The organism is Pseudomonas sp. DSP3-2-3 (assembly GCF_049898225.1).
In the GTDB taxonomy this organism is placed as follows: domain Bacteria; phylum Pseudomonadota; class Gammaproteobacteria; order Pseudomonadales; family Pseudomonadaceae; genus Aquipseudomonas.
In genome coordinates, this window is record NZ_JAFCXH010000007.1 from 1 (window position 1) to 22,405 (window position 22,405).

Annotated in this window: 19 protein-coding genes and 2 pseudogenes; 12 read left to right on the top strand and 9 right to left on the bottom strand. The window is 59.8% G+C overall.

Annotation, left to right across the window (positions count from 1 at the left end; all coding sequences use genetic code 11):
* Positions 1-417: 417 nt before the first annotated feature.
* Positions 418-1,731: a branched-chain amino acid transport system II carrier protein gene (gene brnQ, locus ACP7E4_RS10210; protein WP_426118918.1), complete on the top strand. Its 1,314-nt coding sequence runs from the start codon at positions 418-420 to the stop codon at positions 1,729-1,731.
* A gap of 123 nt (positions 1,732-1,854) precedes the next feature.
* On the opposite strand, the gene ACP7E4_RS10215 is transcribed toward brnQ, so the two are convergent.
* Positions 1,855-2,112, bottom strand: coding sequence for a hypothetical protein (locus tag ACP7E4_RS10215; RefSeq protein ID WP_020289317.1), 258 nt, complete (start codon positions 2,110-2,112; stop codon positions 1,855-1,857).
* A gap of 481 nt (positions 2,113-2,593) precedes the next feature.
* Here ACP7E4_RS10215 and htpG point away from each other — a divergent pair, with 481 nt between their 5' ends.
* Complete coding sequence (gene htpG / locus ACP7E4_RS10220; protein WP_426118916.1) at positions 2,594-4,498, top strand: molecular chaperone HtpG; 1,905 nt, start codon at positions 2,594-2,596, stop codon at positions 4,496-4,498.
* An 83-nt stretch (positions 4,499-4,581) separates the two neighbouring features.
* Positions 4,582-5,313: a dienelactone hydrolase family protein gene (locus ACP7E4_RS10225; RefSeq protein WP_426118914.1), complete on the top strand. Its 732-nt coding sequence runs from the start codon at positions 4,582-4,584 to the stop codon at positions 5,311-5,313.
* 328 nt (positions 5,314-5,641) lie between these two features.
* Here the strand turns inward: ACP7E4_RS10225 and ACP7E4_RS10230 are convergent, their stop codons facing one another.
* From ACP7E4_RS10230 to ACP7E4_RS10250, 5 genes are all read right to left on the bottom strand, one after another.
* Positions 5,642-6,493, bottom strand: coding sequence for a pirin family protein (locus ACP7E4_RS10230; protein ID WP_426118912.1), 852 nt, complete (start codon positions 6,491-6,493; stop codon positions 5,642-5,644).
* A 119-nt stretch (positions 6,494-6,612) separates the two neighbouring features.
* On the bottom strand, positions 6,613-7,833 hold the full coding sequence (fabB, locus tag ACP7E4_RS10235; RefSeq protein WP_426118910.1) for a beta-ketoacyl-ACP synthase I: 1,221 nt from the start codon (positions 7,831-7,833) through the stop codon (positions 6,613-6,615).
* Positions 7,834-7,844: 11 nt separating this feature from the next.
* Entirely contained in the window at positions 7,845-8,360 is a 516-nt protein-coding gene (fabA, locus tag ACP7E4_RS10240) for a 3-hydroxyacyl-[acyl-carrier-protein] dehydratase FabA (protein ID WP_020289312.1), read from the bottom strand.
* Between the two features lie 220 nt (positions 8,361-8,580).
* Complete coding sequence (locus tag ACP7E4_RS10245; protein WP_426118908.1) at positions 8,581-10,512, bottom strand: response regulator; 1,932 nt, start codon at positions 10,510-10,512, stop codon at positions 8,581-8,583.
* Positions 10,509-11,426: an ABC transporter substrate-binding protein gene (locus tag ACP7E4_RS10250; protein ID WP_426118906.1), complete on the bottom strand. Its 918-nt coding sequence runs from the start codon at positions 11,424-11,426 to the stop codon at positions 10,509-10,511. The genes ACP7E4_RS10245 and ACP7E4_RS10250 overlap by 4 nt, the downstream gene beginning before the upstream one ends.
* A 247-nt stretch (positions 11,427-11,673) precedes the next feature.
* Here ACP7E4_RS10250 and ACP7E4_RS10255 point away from each other — a divergent pair, with 247 nt between their 5' ends.
* From ACP7E4_RS10255 to ACP7E4_RS10295, 9 genes and pseudogenes are all read left to right on the top strand, one after another.
* Positions 11,674-12,699 (top strand): NAD(P)H-dependent glycerol-3-phosphate dehydrogenase, encoded by a 1,026-nt coding sequence (locus tag ACP7E4_RS10255; RefSeq protein WP_065834556.1) that lies wholly within the window; start codon positions 11,674-11,676, stop codon positions 12,697-12,699.
* A 28-nt stretch (positions 12,700-12,727) separates the two neighbouring features.
* Complete coding sequence (locus tag ACP7E4_RS10260; RefSeq protein ID WP_426118904.1) at positions 12,728-13,072, top strand: DUF4389 domain-containing protein; 345 nt, start codon at positions 12,728-12,730, stop codon at positions 13,070-13,072.
* A complete protein-coding gene (gene sixA, locus ACP7E4_RS10265) occupies positions 13,069-13,524 on the top strand; it encodes a phosphohistidine phosphatase SixA (protein WP_426118903.1) in 456 nt (151 codons plus the stop codon). Before ACP7E4_RS10260 ends, sixA begins: the two co-directional genes overlap by 4 nt.
* Positions 13,525-13,894: 370 nt before the next feature.
* A pseudogene (locus ACP7E4_RS10270) lies at positions 13,895-15,163 on the top strand (AMP-binding protein); the annotation flags it as partial.
* Positions 15,164-15,281: 118 nt separating this feature from the next.
* Positions 15,282-15,725: a hotdog fold thioesterase gene (locus ACP7E4_RS10275; protein WP_426118901.1), complete on the top strand. Its 444-nt coding sequence runs from the start codon at positions 15,282-15,284 to the stop codon at positions 15,723-15,725.
* Between the two features lie 116 nt (positions 15,726-15,841).
* Positions 15,842-16,646 (top strand): annotated as a pseudogene (locus ACP7E4_RS10280) (alpha/beta fold hydrolase); the annotation flags it as partial.
* A 1-nt stretch (position 16,647) separates the two neighbouring features.
* A complete protein-coding gene (locus tag ACP7E4_RS10285) occupies positions 16,648-17,502 on the top strand; it encodes an alpha/beta fold hydrolase (RefSeq protein WP_426118899.1) in 855 nt (284 codons plus the stop codon).
* A gap of 138 nt (positions 17,503-17,640) precedes the next feature.
* Positions 17,641-18,459 (top strand): DUF4892 domain-containing protein, encoded by an 819-nt coding sequence (locus ACP7E4_RS10290; RefSeq protein ID WP_426118898.1) that lies wholly within the window; start codon positions 17,641-17,643, stop codon positions 18,457-18,459.
* A gap of 113 nt (positions 18,460-18,572) precedes the next feature.
* Positions 18,573-19,610 carry an AI-2E family transporter gene (locus tag ACP7E4_RS10295; protein WP_426118896.1) on the top strand — a complete coding sequence of 346 codons (1,038 nt, stop codon included), beginning with the start codon at positions 18,573-18,575 and terminating at the stop codon, positions 19,608-19,610.
* Between the two features lie 124 nt (positions 19,611-19,734).
* On the opposite strand, the gene xopAW is transcribed toward ACP7E4_RS10295, so the two are convergent.
* The 3 genes from xopAW to ACP7E4_RS10310 form a co-directional block, all read right to left on the bottom strand.
* Entirely contained in the window at positions 19,735-20,457 is a 723-nt protein-coding gene (gene xopAW, locus ACP7E4_RS10300; protein ID WP_426118894.1) for a XopAW family type III secretion system calcium-binding effector, read from the bottom strand.
* 117 nt (positions 20,458-20,574) lie between these two features.
* Positions 20,575-21,630 carry a sensor histidine kinase gene (locus tag ACP7E4_RS10305; RefSeq protein ID WP_426118892.1) on the bottom strand — a complete coding sequence of 352 codons (1,056 nt, stop codon included), beginning with the start codon at positions 21,628-21,630 and terminating at the stop codon, positions 20,575-20,577.
* A complete protein-coding gene (locus ACP7E4_RS10310; protein ID WP_426118891.1) occupies positions 21,627-22,379 on the bottom strand; it encodes a response regulator in 753 nt (250 codons plus the stop codon). The genes ACP7E4_RS10305 and ACP7E4_RS10310 overlap by 4 nt, the downstream gene beginning before the upstream one ends.
* Between the last annotated feature and the right edge of the window lie 26 nt (positions 22,380-22,405).

The following is a 22,405-nucleotide window of genomic DNA, read 5'->3' on the forward strand; positions in this document are numbered from 1 at the left end:
ATTTGGTGAAGGGGTGGGACGAAGTCTCCAACGGTCTGTACTGGTATGAGTCAGAAGCTAGGCTTTTAGTCCCACCCACCCCTTCAAGTCTAAACATACAAGCGAGGCTTGCCCGCGAAGGTGTTCGTTCAGCCGACTGCGGTGCTTGCTGGGCAACCGACTCGCGGGCAAGCCACGTTCCAACGGATTCTCGGCGTTCATAAAGCTCGCTCACAAAGGGTGCGCTCATCGGTCGCACGCCCTTTATCAGTGCAAAACACCTGCAAGTTGGTTAGGCTAGCCGCCATTTTGTGCTGGGTGGATCTCACAAGGAGCCCCGGCGCAGTCAGGGTCGGTCCTATAAGGGCTGGCAGCATTTCCCTTATCCACCGGGAAATCCCCCTCTAAATTCCGATTTGAATGTGTGGTTTCCTTCTGATGAAAGTGTTGAAAGGCCGGGACATCCTGGCACTTGGTTTTATGACGTTTGCCCTGTTCGTCGGGGCTGGCAATATCATCTTCCCCCCAATCGTTGGTTTGCAGGCTGGTCCCCATGTGTGGATGGCTGCCCTGGGCTTTTTGGTCACTGCGGTAGGTTTGCCGGTGGTTACGGTCATCGCTCTGGCCAAGGTCGGTGGCGCCATGGATGCGCTGAGCAGCCCCATTGGCAAGGTCGCTGGCGGCATTCTCGCAGCGGTGTGCTATCTGGCGGTGGGTCCGTTGTTCGCGACGCCGCGAACGGCGACAGTTTCGTTTGAAGTAGGCCTTGCGCCGCTGACAGGCGATAGCCCCATGGCGTTGTTTCTCTACAGCCTGGCGTATTTCGCGGTGGTGTTCTGGGTTTCGCTGTATCCGGGGCGTCTGCTCGATACCGTGGGCCGCTTTCTGGCGCCCTTGAAGATTATCGCCCTTGCCGTGCTGGGTATTGCAGCCTTCGCGCTGCCTGCCGGGGATGTCGGGATTGCCGAGCCTGCCTATGCCGCGGCGCCGTTCTCCCAAGGCTTCATCAATGGCTACCTGACCATGGACACCCTGGGCGCGCTGGTCTTCGGGATTGTCATCGTCAATGCGATTCGCTCACGTGGGGTCGAGTCACCGGCTTTGATTACCCGTTACGCGATCATCGCCGGACTGATTGCCGGGGTAGGGCTGGCACTGGTCTATATCAGCCTGTTCCGCCTCGGTTCTGGAAGTCACGCGGTGGCAGCAGTAGCGAGCAACGGCGCGGCGGTGCTGCATGCTTACGTGCAGCACACCTTCGGTTCCCTGGGCAGCGGTTTCCTGGCCGTATTGATTTCCCTGGCGTGTCTGGTAACCGCCGTGGGCCTGACCTGCGCCTGTGCCGAGTACTTCAGCCAGGCGCTGCCATTGTCCTATAAGGCACTGGTGCTGATTCTGGCGCTGTTCTCCTTGCTGGTATCGAATCTGGGCCTGACCAAGCTGATCATGTTCTCGATCCCGGTGCTGACGGCCATTTACCCGCCGTGCATCGTTCTCGTAGCCCTGAGTTTTTGCAAGGATTTCTGGCAATCCCAAAGCCGGATCGTCGCGCCGGTGATGCTGGTGGCGGCGGTGTTTGGTGTTATCGATGCGATCAAGGGCGCAGGTTTTGCCGACAGCATGCCGCACACTCTGGCGAATCTGCCGCTGAGCGATCAAGGCCTGGCCTGGCTGGTGCCGTCGTTGATGATGCTGTTCGTTGCCTTTGTGATCGATCGTGTGCTGGGCAAGAGCAGCGAAGCGCTGGCGTGACACATCATCAAAAAAAGGCGGATGCAATTGGCTGATGGTTACCCCGGACGTGATCTGAAAGTCATCTGCCAAAAACCAATAAAGCCCGCAATTGCGGGCTTTATTGTCTGAAAACCTCTCAGCTTACTTGGTCGTGGTTGGCGCCGGGGCCTGACCATTGGCTTCTTTTGCGCGCTCTTGAGCGGCTTCTGCATTTTTCTGTGCAGCTTCCTGGCTTTCTTTAGCGGCGTCGTTCACTTTGTCCTGAGCCTTCTCCATCGACTCCTGGGATTGCTGTGCAGCTTTGTTGGCATCTTGCTGGGTGTTTTCGGACTTCTTGTCACAGGCGGCAAGGCCCAAAGTGGCAGAAAGCATCAAGGCATAAGCTAAAGATTTGCGCATGGGGTGTTTCTCCTTATTGAATATCTACGAGCCTTCGAGCGTTGGGCTTTTCATTAAGTTCCAGCGATCGCTCAGATAGATTGTGTTTGTGTATCAAGGGCTTCGCGTTGAATCCGCGACGGCACCGAAGCATTTTGCAACTACTGCAGCCGGGAAATGAACGCCGCGCATGCGTGAAACCGTCGTACTTGAGCGCCTCAGGCGTTCTTCCTGCGGCGTTGCCTGATTGTCAGCTTTTGGCGCGGTCGGCATGTGCGCCAACCTAAATGGCATGACGCCGGTGCTGCTTTATTCCGAGAAAATCATTGGCATTGGCCCCATCGCGCCATTCATTGCGTGTGCTGCGCTCGAAGAATCGTTGATGCGCAATTGCGCGCCCTTGAAATCCCGGTCCCAGCCCCCACTTTGATGACTACCCGCCGCCCGACACAGATACATGTCTTGTCTGGTGGCTTTGCCATCTGATTGGAGTTTGATGACCATGAGTGTGGAAACTCAAAAGGAAACCCTGGGCTTCCAGACCGAGGTAAAGCAGCTGCTGCACCTCATGATCCATTCGCTGTATTCCAACAAGGAAATTTTCCTTCGCGAATTGATCTCGAACGCCTCTGACGCCGTGGATAAACTGCGCTTCGAAGCACTGTCCAAACCGGACCTGCTTGAAGGCGGCGCCGAGCTGAAAATCCGTGTGAGCTTCGACAAGGACGCGAAAACCGTCACCCTCGAAGACAACGGCATCGGCATGAGCCGGGAAGATGTGATCACCCATCTGGGTACCATCGCCAAATCCGGCACTGCAGATTTCATGAAGAACCTGTCTGGCGATCAGAAAAAGGATTCACATCTGATCGGTCAGTTCGGCGTGGGCTTCTACTCGGCCTTCATCGTTGCCGATCAAGTCGAAGTATTCAGCCGCCGTGCGGGCGCGCCAGCCAGCGAAGGCGTGCATTGGTCCTCCAAGGGCGAAGGCGAATTCGAAGTCGCTACCCTGGAAAAAGCCGAACGCGGTACGCGTATCGTTCTGCACCTGAAAAGTGCTGAAGATGAATTCGCCGACGGTTACCGTCTGCGCAACATCATCAAGAAGTACTCCGATCACATCGCTTTGCCGATCGAGCTGCCGAAAGAACAGGTTGCTGCCGAAGGTGAAGAAGCGCCTGCCGTTGAATGGGAAACCGTCAACCGCGCCAGCGCACTCTGGACCCGTTCACGCACTGAAGTGAAGGACGAGGAGTACCAGGAATTCTACAAACACGTTGCCCATGACTTCGAGAACCCGCTGAGCTGGAGCCATAACAAGGTTGAAGGCAAGCTGGAATATACCTCGCTGCTCTACGTGCCGGCCCGTGCTCCGTTCGACCTGTATCAGCGTGAAGCGCCGCGTGGCTTGAAACTGTACGTGCAGCGCGTGTTTGTCATGGATCAGGCCGAGTCGTTCCTGCCGCTGTACATGCGCTTCATCAAGGGTGTGGTCGATTCCAATGACCTGTCCCTGAACGTGTCCCGGGAAATCCTGCAGAAAGATCCGATCATTGACTCAATGAAGTCCGCGCTGACCAAGCGTGTGTTGGACATGCTGGAAAAACTGGCGAAGAACGAGCCTGAGCAATACAAAGGTTTCTGGAAGAACTTCGGTCAGGTCATGAAAGAAGGCCCGGCGGAAGATTTCGCCAACAAGGAAAAAATCGCCGGCCTGCTGCGTTTCGCCTCGACTCACGAAGACGGCGGCGAGCAAGTCGTTGCCTTGGCCGAATACCTGGCTCGGGCCAAGGAAGGTCAGGACAAGATTTACTACCTGACTGGCGAAACCTACGCTCAGGTCAAAAACAGCCCGCACCTGGAAGTCTTCCGCAAGAAAGGCATCGAAGTGCTGCTGTTGACCGATCGCATCGACGAGTGGTTGATGAGCTACCTCAGCGACTTCGACGGCAAGGGTTTTGTCGATGTGGCGCGTGGTGATCTGGATCTGGGCAAGCTTGATTCCGAAGAGGACAAGAAGGCTCAGGAAGAAATCGCCAAGGATAAGGAAGGTCTTATCGAGCGTTTGAAAGCCGCGCTGGGCGAGTCTGTCAGTGAAGTGCGGGTTTCCCATCGCCTGACCGACTCTCCAGCAATTCTGGCCATTGGCGAGGCTGATCTGGGCATGCAAATGCGCCAGATCCTCGAAGCCAGCGGGCAGAAGGTTCCGGACTCCAAGCCGATTTTTGAATTCAACCCGGCTCACCCGCTGATTGGCAAGCTGGACGCCGAGCAGAGCGAAGAGCGCTTCGATGATCTGTCGCATATCCTGTTCGATCAGGCGGCCCTGGCCGCTGGTGACAGTCTGAAAGATCCGGCTGCTTACGTGCGCAGGCTGAACAAGCTACTCGTTGAACTGTCGGTTTAACTCGACGTGTTACAAAAACCCGCTTCGGCGGGTTTTCTGATTTTGGTCCGTGCATTTTTCTTTCAATGATTGAGGAGTCAGCGATGAGCAGCAACGTTACTGTCAGTTCCGTGGTGTACCAGATCGATGGCCAGCCGTACGAAAGCCGTCTGGTATTTGACTCCGGCGACGCTTCATCGCGTCCGGGCCTGTTGATGGCGCCGAACTGGATGGGCGTCAGCGAAGATGCCGAGAAAATCGCCCAGTCCGTGGCCGAGCAAGGTTATGTGGTCTTGCTGGTGGATCTTTACGGGCAGGGCACACGCCCGCAGAACGGCGATGAAGCCGGTGCAGCGATGATGCCTCTCAAGAATGACCGCGCTGAACTGCGCAAGCGCATGCAGGCGGCGCTTGAGCAACTGCTGAGCCAGACCGACGCGCCGGTCGATGCCGACAAGGTCGCCACGTTCGGCTTCTGCTTCGGTGGTTGCTGCTCACTGGAACTGGCTCGTGCCGGCGCTAATCTCAAGGCCGCCGTGTCGTTCCATGGCACGCTGGATACGCCGAACCCGGCTGATGCGAACAACATCAAAGGCTCGGTGCTGGTTCTGCACGGTGCAGCCGATCCGCTGGTGCCGAAAGAGCAATTGCCTGCGTTTGAAGCCGAGATGGATGCTGCAGGCGTCGATTGGCAGCTGACCAGCTACGGCGGCGCGGTGCACTCGTTCACTGATCCCCATGCGCAGACTCCAGGCAAGATGATGTACGACGCCAAGACCGCCAAGCGCGCCTTTGCCTCGATGCATAATTTGCTGGATGAAGTGTTCAAGGACTGATTGGGAGCGAATTTATTCGCGAAGAGACGGGTGCATTCAGCGCGTTTGTTGGCGTTGCAAAGGACGGCGCTGAACCCGTTGGAGATTCTATGTCCGGGGGCAACCGCCAGGCGCCAGACGTATTGTCTGAACCGACGCCTTCCCGGCTAAAGCCGGTCCCACTGTGGGACCGGCTTTAGCCGGGAAGACGGCATTCCAGTAGACGCAAATGCATCGGCTGTACGTGCAGATCCGTTGGAGATTCTATGTTCGTGAGCAACCCCCAGACATAGAATCTCCAACGGAATGCTTTGATGCCCATGTAACCGGTTCAGTCCGGGAAGGGCGTCTAAGGCAATTCAATTCTGCCGATTTCCCCCGGCACTGTCGGCCAGTCTCCAGTTGCCCAACGCTGGCGAGCCGCTTCGATCAAGGCCGGATCACTGGCGACAAAGTTCCAGTTCATCCGCCTCGGGCCGTCCAGCGGGGCGCCGCCGATGAGTACCGCGTGACATTCGCTGTCCGCGCACAGCGTCACTTCCTGGCCTGCATCAAGCACGACCAGGCTGCGGGTTTCTACGGCTTCGCCATCTAATGACGCATCGCCACTGAGCACATACAACGCCCGTTCCGCATGTTCAGTGGGGATCAGCAGCGTCGTGGCCGTCTGCATGTGCAATTCGGCGTAAAGCGTCGGTGACAACACCGGCACCGGTGAGGTCAGGCAAAACCCGCTGCCGGCAATCATGCGGATCTGGATGCCCATTGCATCACTGACCGGCAGGCTGCTGGCCGGATGATGACTGTAATGGCCTGCGCCTGATTCAACTGCCTTTGGCGATGCCAGCCAGATTTGCAGGCCGTGCATCCTGGAGCCGCTGGCACGAAGATCGTCAGGCGTGCGTTCGATGTGGGCAATGGCTGCGCCTGAGGTCATCCAGCTGACTTCGCCCGCGTCGACCTGCTGGTCGCTGCCCAGGCTGTCCTTGTGCAGCAGGCGGCCTTCAAACAGGTAAGTAAGGGTCGACAGGCCAATATGCGGGTGCTGGCGAATGTTCATGCCGGTGCTCGGCGCGTAGTCGGTTTCCAGCATGTGATCGAAAAACACGAATGGTCCGACGCTGCGGCATTTGGCCGAGGGCAGGGGGCGCAGAATGGGTTGGCCTTCGACGTCTTCGGCACGGGGTTTGATCGTGAGCATCAGGATTTCTCGGCTGGACGCGCATGCAAAAGGAAATATCCTACCTGCATCGGCTGGATCGACCCAATAAAAAAGGCGCCCCGAGAGGCGCCTTTCTGACAGCTGCGAATCAGGGCGAATTACTTGCCCTGCCAGCGCTTCATTACCAGCGTGGCGTTGGTGCCGCCGAAACCGAAGCTGTTGCTCATGACCTGGTCGATTTTTGCATCTTCCCGAGTCTTGAGCAGGATCGGCATATCAGCGACGACCGGGTCCAGCTCGTCGATGTTAGCCGAACCGGCCATGAAGTTGCCTTCCATCATCAGCATGCAGTAGATCGCTTCGTGAACGCCGGCGGCGCCCAGGGAGTGACCGGACAGGCTTTTGGTCGAGCTGATGGCTGGAGCGTTGGTGCCGAACACTTCACGCACGCCTTCCATCTCTTTCGCGTCGCCGACCGGAGTCGAGGTGCCGTGAGTGTTGATGTAGTCGATCGGGCCTTCGACGGTTGAAAGAGCCATCTGCATGCAGCGGATAGCGCCTTCGCCGCTTGGCGCAACCATGTCGTAGCCATCGGACGTAGCGCCGTAACCCACGACTTCAGCGTAGATCTTCGCGCCGCGAGCAAGAGCGTGTTCCAGCTCTTCGACCACGACCATGCCGCCGCCGCCCGCGATGACGAAACCGTCACGCTTGGCGTCGTAGGCACGGGAAGCTTTTTCCGGAGTTTCGTTGTACTGGCTGGACAGTGCGCCCATGGCGTCGAACAGGAAGGACTGGCTCCAATGTTCTTCTTCGCCACCACCGGCAAAAACGATGTCCTGCTTGCCCATCTGAATCTGTTCCATGGCGCTGCCGATGCAGTGAGCACTGGTGGCGCAGGCAGAAGCGATGGAGTAGTTCAGGCCCTTGATCTTGAACGGCGTGGCCAGACAAGCTGAAACCGTGCTGCTCATGGTCCGCGTAACGCGATACGGACCGACGCGCTTGACGCCTTTTTCGCGCAGGATATCCAGCGCTTCCATCTGATTCAGCGTCGACGCGCCGCCGCTGCCGGCGATCAGGCCGGTGCGCGGATTGGAGACTTGCTCCTCGGTCAGGCCCGAATCGGTGATGGCGTCTTTCATGGCCAGGTAGGCATAAGCTGCCGCATGGCCGACGAAGCGATAGATCTTGCGATCGATCAGTTCTTCAAGATTGAGGTCAATGGAGCCGGAAACCTGGCTACGCAGACCCATTTCGGCATATTCCGGATTGAAACGGATGCCAGGGCGGCTTGCACGCAGGTTGGCGGAGACGGTCTCTTTGTCATTGCCCAAGCACGAAACGATGCCCAGACCAGTGATAACGACGCGGCGCATGCGGATAACCCTTAGAAGTTGTCAGTGGAGGTAAAGACGCCGACCCGAAGGCCTTCGGCGGTGTAGATCTCGCGACCGTCGACAGTGACCGAGCCATCAGCAATGGCCAGGTTCAACTTGCCTTTGAGGACACGTTTGATCTGGATGTTATAGGTGACTTTCTTTGCAGTTGGCAGTACCTGGCCGAAGAATTTCACTTCGCCCGAGCCCAATGCACGACCACGGCCCGGCAAACCCTGCCAGCCGAGGAAGAAACCGACCAGCTGCCACATGGCATCAAGGCCCAGGCAGCCTGGCATTACCGGGTCGCCTTCGAAGTGACACGCGAAGAACCACAGGTCTGGATTGATATCCAGCTCGGCGACCAATTCACCTTTGCCGTACTTGCCGCCGCCTTCGCTGATGTGGGTGATGCGATCAACCATCAGCATGTTGGGGGCGGGCAGTTGCGCATTACCTGGGCCGAACAGCTCGCCGCGACTGCAACGCAGCAGGTCTTCCCGGGTAAAGGCGTTTTGTTTGGTCATGCGAGCTCCTCAATAATCTGGTGCGGCAGGGTGGGGCGCCATTTGCCCCAGGATCCAGTCCTGGCCGGCTGACTCGCCAGGACTCTGCCGGCAGCCTACTCATAGACTATTGCGTTGTAGTGAAAGTCACAGCACAAGGGAAATGAAAGCACACTTGTGCACTGAAATTTGTCATCCGACCGACTTCTATTGTCGATACGGCTACCAAGACTGCCGCAATTTAGCATTTATCGCCAGTCGCAGATGTCCGAAAGGACAGCCAGCGCTGTAAAACCTGCTGCAAATCAGTACGTTTGAACGGTTTTGCCAGGTAATCGTTCATCCCCGCCTGTAAACAGGCGTCTCGATCACCCTGCAATGCGTTGGCGGTCAGGGCGATGATCGGCACCTGCTCCAGCCCTGGAATCTGGCGAATGCGCCGGGTCGCTTCATAGCCGTCCATGACCGGCAGTCGGCAATCCATGAAAATCACCGCGTAATTGCCGCTGCCCGCCATGCTCACGGCCTGGGCGCCATCGGTAGCGACGTTCACCTGAAAGCCGAGACTGTGCAACATTGCCTGAACCACCGTGCGATTGACTTGATTGTCTTCCACCAGCAACACGCAGCGGTCCTGGCCGTCGTCATCTTCCGGGTCAACCAAAGCCCCGGCCGGACCCGCAACTTCCACCGGCAATCGTGTCAGCGCCAGCTCCAGGGTGAATGTCGAACCGAATCCTTCCTCGCTCGCGGCCCTCAGGGAGCCGCCCATGCGCTCAGCCAGGGTGCGCGCAATCGGCAGGCCCAGGCCTGTGCCGCCGTAGCGCCTGGAGATTGAACTGTCGGCTTGCTGGAAGGCATCGAACATCGACTCCAGGCGATCTGGCGAAATGCCGATGCCGCTGTCGCGAACCGTGCAGGTGAATAAAACCCGCTGCGTATCCAGTTCCTGGTAACCGGCCTCGATACAGACGCTGCCGGTTTCAGTGAACTTCAGGGCGTTGCCAATCAGGTTGACCAGGATCTGGCGCAGCCGGGTCGGGTCGCCGGAGACATTGAAAGAGCCAAGCCCGACCTGCAGATCCAGTTGCAGCGACAGGCCCCGTTGCTGGGCATTGTGCTGGAACGCATGGGTCGAAGTGGTCATGACCTCGGCGAGATTGAACGCGATGTTCTCCATTTGCAGGGCATTACGTTCGATCCGCGAGAAGTCGAGAATATCGTTGATGACCTTGAGCAAATGTTCCGTGGACTCGGTCGCCAGGGCCGCGTACTCGACCTGCTCCTCGGTCATGCGTGTGGTTTCCAGCAACTGCAACATGCCCAGCACGCCGTTCATGGGCGTGCGCAGCTCATGGCTCATCATCGCCAGAAAATCGGATTTGGCCCGGTTGGCCCTTTCGGCTTCTTCCCGGGCCTGAATCAACTGGTCGATGGATTGCTGTTGTTCGCGGCTGGCTTTTTCCAGATTGAAGGCCAGATTGTTGATATGCCGCGCCAGATCACCCAGCTCGGCGTCGTCGGGCACCGGCAGCGGCGTGTTGTAATCGCCTTGCTGGATGGCTTTGACCGCATCGCCCATGTCACTGATCGGTTGTGACAGGCTGGAGGCCAGGCGACGAGCCAGCAGGAAGGTAAACAGCAGGGCGAACAACGCCAGAATGGCCGCCTTGAGGAGGATCTCCTGCTGACGCTGGCTGAACGCGTCGTTGGACATGCCCACCAAAACCCGGCCCAGATAATCTTCCACAGGCTTGGTTGCTTCTGCACGAGCGCCGAGAAAGTCGTTGCTGAGTTTGATCCGCTGGGAGCGAATCGGTGCCTGGAAAATCTCCACCTGCTTGGGGTTGCCGCCGTTTCTGCCGGGTTGCTCGACGAATACCAGAACATTGTTGGCGCTGTCCTGCACTTCAACGAAACGCACGTGAGGCGTGGACAAAGTGGCGCGCATCAGCCCCCTGAGCACCTCGTCATTGCCGACGATAACCCCGTATTCCGACGCGGGAGCCAGTTGGTTGGCGATCAGCTGACCGGTGTGGTTGACCTCCTGACGCAGGTCCTGGATACGCACAAAGGTGAAAAAGCTGATCAGCAACAGTGTCAACAGCAACGCAGGCCCGAGGCTGATCATCTGGGTGCGGGTATTGATATCCCATTGGCGGCGTTTCTTCATGGCTGGCGCTCCGCATCGGTCAGCTGCGCGGTCAGCGCAGCGTCATTGATGGGGGCGATGCCGAGCGAGCGTGCGACCCGCGGGTTGCTCACGACCTTGAAGTACGGAGGATAGAACGCGCGCGGCCAACTGGCGGGAGGCGTATCCAGCAGCGCATCGAGGGTGTCGAGCCAATCGTGCTGGTCGCTGTAAGTGCTGGCCAGGCTGCCAGCCTTGACGAAACCTGCGTTGGGGCCGAGCAGCGCCAGTTGTTGTGCGTAGCTGCTGAGCAACAGGTTCTTGGCCGTCTTGGCGTTGTACAGCTCGGTATCGTCCAGCCCGAGCAATACGTCGCTGCGGCTCAACAAGGCGCTCAGTGGGCGGTTGTCGGCGATAGATCGCCAGGGTTGGGACACGATCTTCAAGCCCAGCGGCGCGGCAGCGTGGCGGGTTTCCTTGAGCAGGAACTGGCTGTCACTGTCGAACAGCACTCCGACCTGCCTGGCTTGCGGCAACAACTGCCGGATCAGTTTGAGCTGTCGTGAGACGGGTGGGTCACTCCACAGCAGGCTCAGGTTCGGCGGGCGTTTCTCTGCCAGGCGCTGATGAGCCTCGATCCGACTGATGCGCAGCACCAGGGTCGCCGGCCCCTGGCTGTCCAGCAGGCGCCAATCCAGGCTGCCCGGATCGAGCAGGATCAGGCGGGTATGTTGCGGGATTTTTCCGGGTACGGGCAGCTTCCCGGTCGCGGCGAAACGCACCGTATCTTCGGGCCGGCGCTGGGCCAGGTCGCTGACAAAGGCCTGCACTACGGGGCTGTCTTCGGTGGCCGTCAACAGTACGTCAGCTGCGCACGCGCTGTTCGCCAGCAGCAGGCCGGTGACGATGCAGCCCAGATGTCCGATCCATACGCCCAACGCTGTATCCATACTCATCCGCCCGGTGATTCCTGTCGTGCAGCGAAGTTTTCCAATCGCCGGTGGTCCCAATGATTCCAGTAATAGTCGCGCATGGGAACCGAGACGTGGCTTATTTCCATGGAACTTACCCCCGGTCGTCGGCGCCGAAGGTGAAATACAGCGCTGGAGCGGCGCCGTGACACAGTTTGTCGCTGGCTGACACAGCAACGCTCCGTATAATGCCGCCATCGCCAAAATCAGATGGCTCTAGATGGATGGTTTTATGACCACACAGCAACCAGTCGCGGTTCTCGGCGGCGGCAGCTTCGGTACGGCCATTGCCAACCTGTTGGCAGAAAACGGTCGTCAGGTCCGGCAGTGGATGCGCGATCCGGAACAGGCCGAAGCAATTCGCGTCAATCGCGAGAATCCTCGCTATCTCAAAGGCATCAAGGTTCGTCCTGAAGTCGAACCGACCACGGACCTGGCCGCCACGCTCGACGGCAGCGAGCTGGTCTTCGTGGCGTTGCCTTCCAGCGCCTTGCGTTCGGTCCTGGTGCCTCATGTCCAGCGCCTGAGCGGCAAGATGCTGGTCAGCCTGACCAAGGGTATCGAGGCGCACACCTTCAAGCTGATGAGCCAGATACTCGAAGAAATCGCGCCGCAAGCGCGGATTGGCGTGTTGTCGGGGCCGAATCTGGCCCGGGAAATCGCCGAGCACGCGCTGACCGCCACGGTTGTGGCCAGTGAGGACGAGGAGTTGTGCCAACAGGTGCAGGCTGCGTTGCACGGTCGCACGTTCCGGGTGTATGCCAGCGCTGATCGCTTTGGCGTGGAGTTGGGCGGCGCGCTCAAGAACGTCTACGCGATTATCGCCGGCATGGCGGTCGCGCTGGAGATGGGTGAAAACACCAAGAGCATGCTAATTACCCGGGCGCTGGCAGAAATGACCCGTTTCGCAGTCAATCAAGGTGCCAACCCCATGACGTTTCTCGGCCTGGCGGGCGTCGGTGATTTGATCGTGACCTGTTCCTCGCCGAAAAGCCGCAACTACCAGGTCGGTTTCGCCCTTGGGCAGGGACTGAGTCTGGACGAAGCGGTCAACCGCCTCGGTGAAGTGGCCGAAGGGGTCAATACCCTCAAGGTGCTCAAGGTCAAGGCGGACGAGCTGCAAGTCTATATGCCGCTGGTCGCAGGGTTGCACGCTATCCTTTTCGAGGGTCGTACCCTGAAACAGGTCATCGAGCAGCTCATGCGTGCCGAACCCAAGACCGATGTCGACTTCATTTCCACCACCGGTTTCAACTGAATACCTTTTTTGTTTGCGGGAGAGTGTCTTGAACGATTCCAAACTCAAGCAACATGAATCAATTTTGCTGCGCGTCCTCTGGATGGTGCTGTTTGTGCTGGTCTGGCACGTTGCCGAAGTCGTCCTGGCGGGCGTGGTGCTGGTGCAACTGTGTTATCGGCTTATCTACGGCGCACCAAGTGGCGGCCTGATGAACTTCGGCGACAGTCTGAGCCAGTTCCTGGCCCAGATCGGTCGCTACGGCACCTTTCACAGCGACCAGAAACCCTGGCCATTTGCCGATTGGCCGGCGCCTCGCGCACCCGAAGGTGAAGCGCCGCACAGCGTTCCGCCGACTGCGCATCCGGTACGTGACGAAGAGCCAAAGTTATGAAAGTCTGGGTCCTGCGCCACGGCGAAGCCCAGGCGCAGGCGCGCAGCGATGCCGAGCGCGAGCTGACCCGTCATGGTCGTGAGCAAGTGCTGCACAGCGCGGCCCATCTGATGGGCCAGCCTTTGCAGCGCATCATCGCCAGTCCTTATGTGCGGGCCCGGCAAACCGCCGAATTGGTCAGGCAAGCCTTGGGGTTCAGCGAGCCGGTGGTCATCGTGCCCTGGCTCACGCCGGACAATGATCCTCGCCAGGTCTTGAGTCATCTGGACGCTTATGCCAGCGACGATATCCTGCTGGTCAGCCATCAACCGCTGGTGGGCGCGCTGATCGGCCTCGCAGTTCACGGCAGCACCCAACAGCCTCAGCCCATGGGCACCGCAAGCCTGGCCGAACTGTCGGGTGATTTTCCGCTGGCCGGGGCCATGGAGCTGGACAGCGTTCGACACGTTTGAACCCGTTCGAGCCGTTGGAGCGAGGCTTGCCCGCCAACCAGACGCCTGGGCGGCCTGATTCACCGCGTTATCGTTCTTCGCGGGCAAGCCTCCAACGGGTCTACAGTCGAGCATGTGTTCAGGTCCGCCACCTCACAATCCGTGGGAGCGAGCTTGCTCGCGAAAAGGTCCGTAAACCCGACACATCTTCGGCGCCTGAAACATCGCCTTCGCAAGCAAGCTAGCTCCCACAGGTCCTGCACAACACCGCCTGCGCGGGCAAGCCTCGCTCCAGCAGGTCCTGCACCGTTCCTCCTTTTTATTGCTGCGCAAGCACCGGGTGAATACCGGGTCGACTACGCTTGCCCAATAACAATAAGGAACATGAACCATGACTACCGCCATCAGTCTGCCCTTGAGCCGTTTCTATGATCGTGAGGATCGTCATCCGGACAAGTGTTTTCTGGTCCAGCCGATGGCGGGTGGACAGGTTCAGAAGCTGAGCTGGTCCGAGGTCGGTAATCAGGCCCGCCGCGCTGCGCACTGGTTACGGCGCCAAGGACTGCCACAGGGCAGCTCCATCGCGATCCTTTCCAGAAACTGCGCACACTGGATCATTGCCGACCTGGCGATCTGGATGGCCGGGCATGTCTCGGTGCCGTTGAATCCGAACCTCAGCGCGGGAGCGGTCGCTCAGGTGCTGGAGCACTCGGAGGCGGCGATGGTGTTCGTCGGCATACTCGACGACTGGCCGGGCATCAGTTGCGGTGTCAGCGCCGGGTTGCCGACCGTGGCGCTGCCGCTCAGCCCGGAAGGTTCGTTCGATTTTCGCTGGGCTGAATTGCAAGCCTGGTCGCCGATCCAGGACAACCCCACCGGGCGCTACGATCAGTTGGCGACCATCATCTACACCTCCGGCAGCACCGGACGAGCCAAAGGTGTCATGCACAGCTTCGGCACCCTGGCATTTGCCGTTACCCATGGCAGCGGCATCTTCGGACTGGGCGAGAAGGACCGGCTGCTGTCTTGTTTACCACTGTGCTGCGTGGCCGAGCGAATGTTCGTGGAAATGGCGTCGATCTACGCCGGGCAAACCGTATTCTTCGCCGAAGGCCGGGACACCTTTGTCGACGATCTGAAGCGCGCGAGGCCCACGGCGCTGTTTGGCGTGCCGGGGATCTGGAGCGAACTCCAGATGAGCGTCTATAGCAAGATTCCCGCCGCGCGCCTGGACGTGCTGTTGAGTGTGCCGCTGCTTGGCAGGCTGGTCCGACGCAACATTCGCAAGGGGCTTGGGCTGGATGCGCTACGGGTTGCCGTGACGGGCGCGGCGCCCGTATCGGAAAACCTGCTGCACTGGTATCAACGGCTCGGGCTGGATGTCCTGGAGGCGTACGGCACCACTGAAAACTGCGGCTACTCGCACATCTGCCGGCCAGGCGAGCACAAGAGCGGCTGGATCGGCCCGCCGTGTCCGCAGGTCGAGGTGCGGCTGGCGGAAGATGGTGAGGTGCTGGTGCGCAGCGGCGCGACCATGCTTGGTTATTTCAAGCAACCGCTGAAAACCGTCGAGACTATGACCGACGGTTTCCTGCACACGGGGGACAGGGGCGAGCTGGACGAGCAAGGCAATCTGCGCCTGACCGGGCGGCTCAAGGAAACCCCGGGTCAACGCCTGCCTGAAAAAACATCAGCGCTTGCGCAGGCGGGCGGTGGTGAAAGATAGTTGGCGCGTCTGGCGCTCAGCTTCTACGAGCGCCCAATAATAAGGATTGAACATGGGTCTGTGGCGCGATACACCGAACATCGAACAACTTAATGCCCTGAACAAGAACACCATCCTCGAATGGCTGGACATCCGTTTCGAGTCGTTTACCGACGATTCGCTGACCGCCAGCATGGTGGTCGATCATCGTACGCACCAACCTTACGGCCTGCTGCATGGCGGGGCATCGGTGGTGTTGGCCGAATCGGTCGGCTCCACGGCCAGCTATCTGTGCATCGATACCAGCAAATTTTTTTGCGTAGGCCTTGAAGTCAACGCCAATCACCTGCGCGGCCTGCGCAGCGGTCGGGTCACCGCCGTGGCGCGCCCGGTCCATATCGGCCGCACCACCCACGTGTGGGACATCCGCCTGACCAGCGATGAAGGCAAGACCAGCTGCATTTCGCGTCTGACCATCGCCGTGGTGCCGCTGGGACAGGAACCGCCAAGCCGCTAAGCCGCTTTTTTGCCGCTGCATGGCCGGAGTGTCATCCTTGATGGCACTTCCAGTCATTGCCGAAGGCACGACCACTGCGCACAATCGTTACTGGTTTGCTCACTGGATATGCCGGCATGTCGCAACAGGTGTTCTTCGCTCATGCCAACGGTTTTCCGTCGGCCACTTACGGCAAGTTGTTTACGGCGTTGGCGCCGGATTACGTCGTGAGCCATCTGGAACAGCATGCCCATGACCCGCGTTTCCCGGTCGATGACAACTGGCTGAATCTGGTTGACGAGCTGATCCATCACCTGCGCGAACAACCCGAGCCGGTCTGGGGCGTGGGCCATTCGTTGGGCGGCGTGCTGCATTTTCATGCCGCGCTACGTTGTCCTGAGCTGTATCGCGGCGTGGTCATGCTGGATTCTCCGGTGCTGACCCTGGCCGATCAGTGGATGATCCGTGCCGCCAAACGCTTTGGTTTCATCGATCGCATTACCCCGGCCGGCCGCACGCTGGGACGCCGCGAAGCCTTTGCCGACCTGGATGCCGCGCGGCTTTATTTCGCCAGCAAAACCTTGTTTCGGCGTTTTGATCCCGAGTGCTTCGATGCCTATCTAACTCATGGGCTACAGACCGATGGCGAACAGCTGCGCCTGCGTTTTGACCCGGCCACGGAAATCAGCATCTACCGCAGCGTTCCGCACACCAGGCCCGGCCGTTCCGGGCAGCTTCAGGTTCCGCTGGCAATGGTGCGCGGCGAGCACAGTCGGGTGGTAATGCGTCACCATGCGCGTTCCGTGCGGCGCTTGCCCCTGGGCGAATACCTGTCGATGCCCGGTGGGCATATGTTCCCGCTGGAACAGCCGGAGGCCACCGCGCGACTGCTCAAGACGTTATTTGCTCGCTGGGCTGCGCTCGACACTGCGCAGGTCAGCGCATGAGCCGTCCGGTCGAAGAAGTCCGCCTGAGTTTGCCGCATATCGAACTGGCCGCGCATTTGTTCGGTCCCGAAGACGGCCAGCCGGTCATCGCCTTGCATGGCTGGCTGGACAACGCCAACAGTTTTGCCCGGCTGGCGCCCAGGCTTGAAGGTCTGCGCATCGTTGCCCTGGATCTGGCCGGTCATGGCCATTCCGAGCATCGCCCGCACGGCGCCGGCTATGCATTGCCGGACTACGCCCATGATGTCTTGCAGGTCGCCGAGCAGCTCGGCTGGCAACAGTTCTCGTTACTGGGGCATTCCTTGGGGGCGATTATCTCTGTGTTTCTCGCCGCCGCGCTGCCCGAACGGATTACTCGACTGGCGCTCATCGATGGCTTGATCCCGCCCACTGGCGAGGTCGAGAATGCCCCGGAGCAATTGGGCAAGTCGTTGCAGGCGCAATTGAAACTGAGCAGCAAGCGCAAGCCGGTCTATCCCGATCAGGACCACGCGATTCGCGCGCGCATGAAAGGCGTAGTCGCGGTCAGCCATGAGGCCGCCGAGCTGTTGGCCCAGCGTGGCTTGATGCCGGTACCGGGTGGCTATACCTGGCGCAGCGACAATCGACTGACCTTGCCCTCGGCCGTGCGCATCACGCGTGAGCAAGCGCTGGCGTTCGTCGCGGCAATTCGCTGTCCGACCCAATTGATCGTGGCGCAGGAGGGCATGCTGGCGCAGAATCAAGCGCTGCTGACGGCACTGCCTTTTCAGGTGACAAGCCTGCCGGGCGGCCATCATTTGCATTTGAATGACGACGCCGGTGCGGTTCTTGTCGCAGACTGTTTCAATCGCTTCTTTGCCACTCCTTGACTTGCGCCTGGCAACTGCCGAGGCTGGGCGGGTTGAAACAGGAGTTGAATCAATGGATGTCCGCACCGCCTCACCTGATCGCTTGCCTGGCAAACCTGCCCGTTTCCTTCAATTAACCTTGCATCGATGAGAGCAGTCATGGGTTTTACCAGTGCTCTTGGACTCACCTTGTGTGCCTCGGCGTTCAGCCTGAGCGCTTGGGCTGCCGATGTTCCAGGCAGTCGCGATCTGGATAGCGTGCCGCGCCTGACCGACGCCGAAATTGTCGACTACCGCCCCGTTACGGAGCTCGAACGCATCTATCCCATGGGCTCGATCCGCAAGATCAGCGGTCAGCTGCGCTTCGATGGGCAGGTCAGCGCCCGTGGCAATGTCACCGGCGTGACCTATCAGATTCCCGCCGAACGCACTTCCGATGAAGCCTTTACTGCTGCTCGCGAAGCCCTGCAGGCCCAAGGCGCAGAACTGCTGTTCTGGTGCCAGGCGCGTGATTGCGGCGAAAGCAGCCTGTGGGCCAATGAAGTGTTCGGTAATTCCAAACTCTATGGCGCGGACGAACAGCAAGCTTATTTGCTGCTACGTCTGGCAGAGCCGAAAAGTGACACCCTGGTGGCCTTGTACAGCATCACCCGTGGCAACCGCCGCGCGTATCTGCATGTCGAGCAGTTCGATTCGAGCGCACCGTTGGGCGATCTGTTGCCGACCTCGGCGACACTACTGCGGCAACTCAAGAGCACCGGCAAACTGGCGCTGCCACGGCTGGCCGGCGCGCCACAGGAAACCTGGGTGACGCTGGTTTCCAGGGGATTGAATCTGGACAGTTCGTTGCGGGTGACCATTGGCGGCAGCGATGCCGAAGCCTGGCGCCAGGCATTGATTGCCAAAGGCGTACGTGCCGCGCGGCTGGAAGCAGGCGGCAGCGACAAGCCGGGCCTGTTTATCGACGTCATACGTTGACCTGACTCACCTTGAGCTGCACTGAATCCACTTTTGCACACAGCGAACACTGACGCGTTCAGTGATCGCCGTTATGCTCTGCGCTTCTGATCTTCTTTTTACTGGATAGACCCATGTTCAATAACGATCGCCTGTTGGTGCAGATCCTGCTCCTGGCGTTGCTCAGTGCGTGCGTCTGGGTGATGGCGCCGTTCTGGTCGGCGTTGTTCTGGGGCGCGGTGCTGGCGTTTGCCAGCTGGCCGCTGATGCGCCTGTTGACGCGCTGGTTCAAGGGCCGCGAGTCGCTGGCGGCGCTGGTGCTGACTCTGGGCTGGATGCTGCTGGTCGCCGCGCCGCTGGTCTGGCTGGGTTTCAATCTGGCCGATCATGTGCGTGATGCCACGGCCTTCATCAAAGATGTGCAGGTCGACGGTTTACCTGATCCACCCACCTGGCTGGTTGGAGTTCCGATCGTGGGCGAGCGGCTGGTAGCGTTCTGGAACACCATCGATCAGCAGGGCGCGGCGATGATTACCACGCTGCGGCCTTATCTCGGTCAGGTGGGTAACTGGTTGTTGGCGCGCAGTGCGCAGATCGGCGGAGGGATTCTGGAGCTGACCTTGAGTCTGGTCTTCGTATTCTTCTTCTACCGCGATGGGCCGCGTCTGGCGGCATTCGTGCTCAGCCTGCTGGAGCGCTTGATCGGCGAGCGCGCCGAGTACTACCTGGAACTGGTGGCGGGCACGGTGCAACGCGTGGTCAACGGCGTGATCGGGACAGCGGCGGCGCAGGCAGTATTGGCGTTGATCGGCTTCCTGATTGCGGGCGTGCCGGGCGCCTTGGTGCTGGGCATCATGACGTTCCTGTTCAGCCTTATTCCCATGGGCCCGCCCTTGATCTGGATTCCGGCCACGGCCTGGCTGGCGTGGAATGGCGAATACGGAATGGCCATTTTCCTCGGGCTTTGGGGCATGTTCATCATCAGCGGCGTGGACAACGTGCTCAAACCCTACCTGATCAGCCGCGGCGGCAACCTGCCGTTGGTGATCGTGTTGCTGGGTGTGTTTGGCGGCTTGCTGGCGTTCGGTTTCATCGGCCTGTTTATTGGTCCGACCTTGCTGGCGGTGGCTTACAGCCTCTTGACTGACTGGGTGCGCGAGGATCGGCGGTAAACGGGTGGGAGCGAGCTTGCTCGCGAATAGGCCAGTAAAGGCGATACATATTTATCGCTTGATAAGCAGCCTTCGCGAGCAAGCTCGCTCCCACCAAGTTTGTTCCTCCAGGTTGTGAGCCCTTTTACGCCGCGACGTTGAGGTATTTGCCAACCGGCTTGCTACCTTCAGTGTCATAACGCTCGCTCAATGCCGCAACCATCTTGCTCAGTGCCTGAGCCGCTGCATCGTTGCTGCTGTCGTCACTGCTGGCATCCAGAGCGCTGGTCAGTTCGGTGGCGCTGATGGCGCCGCTGCCGTCGGTGTCCAGGGCGCTCATCAACTGCGCACTGGTGTCAGCGGCGGACGGCGGTGGCGGTTGCTGCGGTTGTAGCGCGGCGGTCAGTTCGTCGAGGCTGACGGTGCCGTCCTCGTTGGTGTCCAGCGCATCGAACACCTGGGAGCTGTCGGCGCTGCTGCCGGCGCTGGTCAGGCCAGTGGTCAGTTCATCGCTGCTGATCGCGCCATCTTCATCACTGTCCAGGGAACTGAGCAGGTTTTCGGCGACATCAGTGTCCGGTGCCATCTGCCGCGCAGGCGGTGGCGCCATCGCGGCCAGTTCGTCTGAATCCAGGCTGTCATCGTCATTGCTGTCCAGATCGCTGAACGCTTTGCTCAGGCTGACCATGATCCCGTCTTTGCTGTCGGAGGACGAAACTGCCGTACTCAGTTCGTCCTTGCTGATACTTCCGTTGCCGTCGGTATCGAGCTTGGCCAGTAACTGTTCCTGGAATTTCTTGCTGCTCGCGCTTGAGGTTGCACTCGTGCTGGTATAGCTCGAATAACTATTGCTGACGCCACTGATCATCGGACGAACTCCCATCAGGTTGGATTGGGCCGGTGGCGGTGCACCGGCTTATGCAGCCTCAAGGCGGGAGTTGTCGAGGGTATGTAAGGTTTGTATCGCGCCAGACACACGGGCGGATCAACGCCGAGGCAGGTCCAGGAGCACGGTCAGGCCACCGCCGGGTGTTTGTTCCAGGGTCAGGTCGCCGCCCATGCGCCGCGCGGCGTCCCGGGCAATGGTCATGCCCATGCCGACGCCCCCGGAGTTGCGATTGCGCGAGCCTTCCAGGCGATAGAAAGGTTCGAACACCGCTTCATGTTGCTCGACGGCAATGCCTGGCCCGTTGTCGATCACTGCCACAGTCACGTGATCGTCCTGATCCTTGATGTCGACCCGCGCCTGCCCGGCATAGCGCAAGGCATTGTCGATCAGATTGTTGATGCAGGAACGCAACGCCATGGGCTGGATCCTCAGCGGTTTGCAGCCGCCGTTGCACTGCACGTCATCGCCATTGTCCTGAGCGTTTTCGGTCAAGGACTCAATGAGCGCCTGCAAGTCGAACAGTTGCAGGTCCTCGCTGTTGCGCTGCTCATTGAGGTAGGTCAGCGTCGCGTCGAGCATGCCGATCATGTCGTTGAGGTCCTGACTCATCTGGCTATGCAGTTTCGGCTCGTCGATCTGCTCGACTCGCAGTTTCAGCCGCGACAGCGGCGTGCGCAGGTCATGAGACACCGCCGCCAGCATGCGACCGCGCTGCTGCACTTGATCGCGGATGCGTTCCTGCATCAGGTTGAAGGTCTGCGCGGCCTGCCGCACTTCGCGCGGGCCGCTGACTTCCAGCGGCGGGCTGTCGAGATTTTCGCTGAGCCGCTCGGCGGCCTCGCTCAGGTGCTGGATCGGCCTGCTCAACGCTTTGGCGCCGTACCAGGCAGCAATCACCAGGGTAATCGTCTGAAAAAACAGCGGCACGACGGGCCCGCCAAATAGCGGTGGTTTTCGTTGGGGCGTGTGTGGAGGAGGGCGCTCACCCTGAAATTCGGCAGATTGATGCTGAGGGTTGCCAGCTTCAGGGGGCGGCGGAGGCGGAAAGCCATACATGGTGAACCAGGTGAACGCCAGCAAATGCGCCAGAAAAATAGCGACCAACGCCCCACCGAACAGCCGGGCGAACAGGGTGTCGGCGGAGCGAATCAACCGATGTCCCTGGCGTCGAACAGATAACCTTCGCCGCGCACGGTCTTGATCAGTTGCGGACTCTTCGGATCGTCGCCGAGCTTCTGGCGCAGACGCGAGACCAGCAAATCGATACTGCGATCAAAGGCTTCGATGGAACGACCGCGTGCAGCATCCAGCAACTGTTCGCGGCTCAGCACCCGGCGCGGCCGCTCCAGAAAGACCCGCAGCAAGCGGAATTCGGCGTTGGACAGCGGCACCACCAAGCCATCGGCGGCGGTCAGCTGACGGAGCACGCTGTTCAAGCGCCAGGCATCGAAGCGCACCGTGGAGCGCTGATCGTTGCGGTCATCGCGTACCCGGCGCAGCACGGTCTGGATCCGCGCCACCAGTTCGCGCGGCTCAAAAGGCTTGGCCATGTAGTCGTCGGCACCCAGTTCCAGGCCGATAATGCGGTCGGTGGGTTCGCAGCGGGCAGTGAGCATCAGAATCGGAATGTCCGAGGTGCCGCGCAGCCAGCGACACAGCGACAGGCCATCTTCACCCGGCAGCATCAGGTCCAGCACGATCACGTCGAAGGTTTCCTGCTCCAGCGCCTGGCGCATTTCATTGCCATCGGTCACCCCCCGGCACTGAATGTTGAAGCGCGCCAGGTAATCGCAAAGCAGCTCGCGGATCGGCACATCATCGTCGACGATCAACGCGCGAGTGTTCCAGCGCTGATCCGATACCGGCGTATTGTCTACAGGAATGTCGGTGCTTGCTTGCATGATGCGACTGCCGCCTGGTGATGCCG

What these genes read in the sequence shown, in the direction of transcription:
- brnQ (WP_426118918.1), top strand. Translation starts at nt 418, where the DNA reads ATGAAAGTGTTGAAAGGCCGGGACATCCTGGCACTTGGTTTTATGACG.
- ACP7E4_RS10215 (WP_020289317.1), bottom strand. Translation starts at nt 2,112, where the DNA reads ATGCGCAAATCTTTAGCTTATGCCTTGATGCTTTCTGCCACTTTGGGC.
- htpG (WP_426118916.1), top strand. Translation starts at nt 2,594, where the DNA reads ATGAGTGTGGAAACTCAAAAGGAAACCCTGGGCTTCCAGACCGAGGTA.
- ACP7E4_RS10225 (WP_426118914.1), top strand. Translation starts at nt 4,582, where the DNA reads ATGAGCAGCAACGTTACTGTCAGTTCCGTGGTGTACCAGATCGATGGC.
- ACP7E4_RS10230 (WP_426118912.1), bottom strand. Translation starts at nt 6,493, where the DNA reads ATGCTCACGATCAAACCCCGTGCCGAAGACGTCGAAGGCCAACCCATT.
- fabB (WP_426118910.1), bottom strand. Translation starts at nt 7,833, where the DNA reads ATGCGCCGCGTCGTTATCACTGGTCTGGGCATCGTTTCGTGCTTGGGC.
- fabA (WP_020289312.1), bottom strand. Translation starts at nt 8,360, where the DNA reads ATGACCAAACAAAACGCCTTTACCCGGGAAGACCTGCTGCGTTGCAGT.
- ACP7E4_RS10245 (WP_426118908.1), bottom strand. Translation starts at nt 10,512, where the DNA reads ATGAAGAAACGCCGCCAATGGGATATCAATACCCGCACCCAGATGATC.
- ACP7E4_RS10250 (WP_426118906.1), bottom strand. Translation starts at nt 11,426, where the DNA reads ATGAGTATGGATACAGCGTTGGGCGTATGGATCGGACATCTGGGCTGC.
- ACP7E4_RS10255 (WP_065834556.1), top strand. Translation starts at nt 11,674, where the DNA reads ATGACCACACAGCAACCAGTCGCGGTTCTCGGCGGCGGCAGCTTCGGT.
- sixA (WP_426118903.1), top strand. Translation starts at nt 13,069, where the DNA reads ATGAAAGTCTGGGTCCTGCGCCACGGCGAAGCCCAGGCGCAGGCGCGC.
- ACP7E4_RS10275 (WP_426118901.1), top strand. Translation starts at nt 15,282, where the DNA reads ATGGGTCTGTGGCGCGATACACCGAACATCGAACAACTTAATGCCCTG.
- ACP7E4_RS10285 (WP_426118899.1), top strand. Translation starts at nt 16,648, where the DNA reads ATGAGCCGTCCGGTCGAAGAAGTCCGCCTGAGTTTGCCGCATATCGAA.
- ACP7E4_RS10290 (WP_426118898.1), top strand. Translation starts at nt 17,641, where the DNA reads ATGGGTTTTACCAGTGCTCTTGGACTCACCTTGTGTGCCTCGGCGTTC.
- ACP7E4_RS10295 (WP_426118896.1), top strand. Translation starts at nt 18,573, where the DNA reads ATGTTCAATAACGATCGCCTGTTGGTGCAGATCCTGCTCCTGGCGTTG.
- xopAW (WP_426118894.1), bottom strand. Translation starts at nt 20,457, where the DNA reads ATGATCAGTGGCGTCAGCAATAGTTATTCGAGCTATACCAGCACGAGT.
- ACP7E4_RS10310 (WP_426118891.1), bottom strand. Translation starts at nt 22,379, where the DNA reads ATGCAAGCAAGCACCGACATTCCTGTAGACAATACGCCGGTATCGGAT.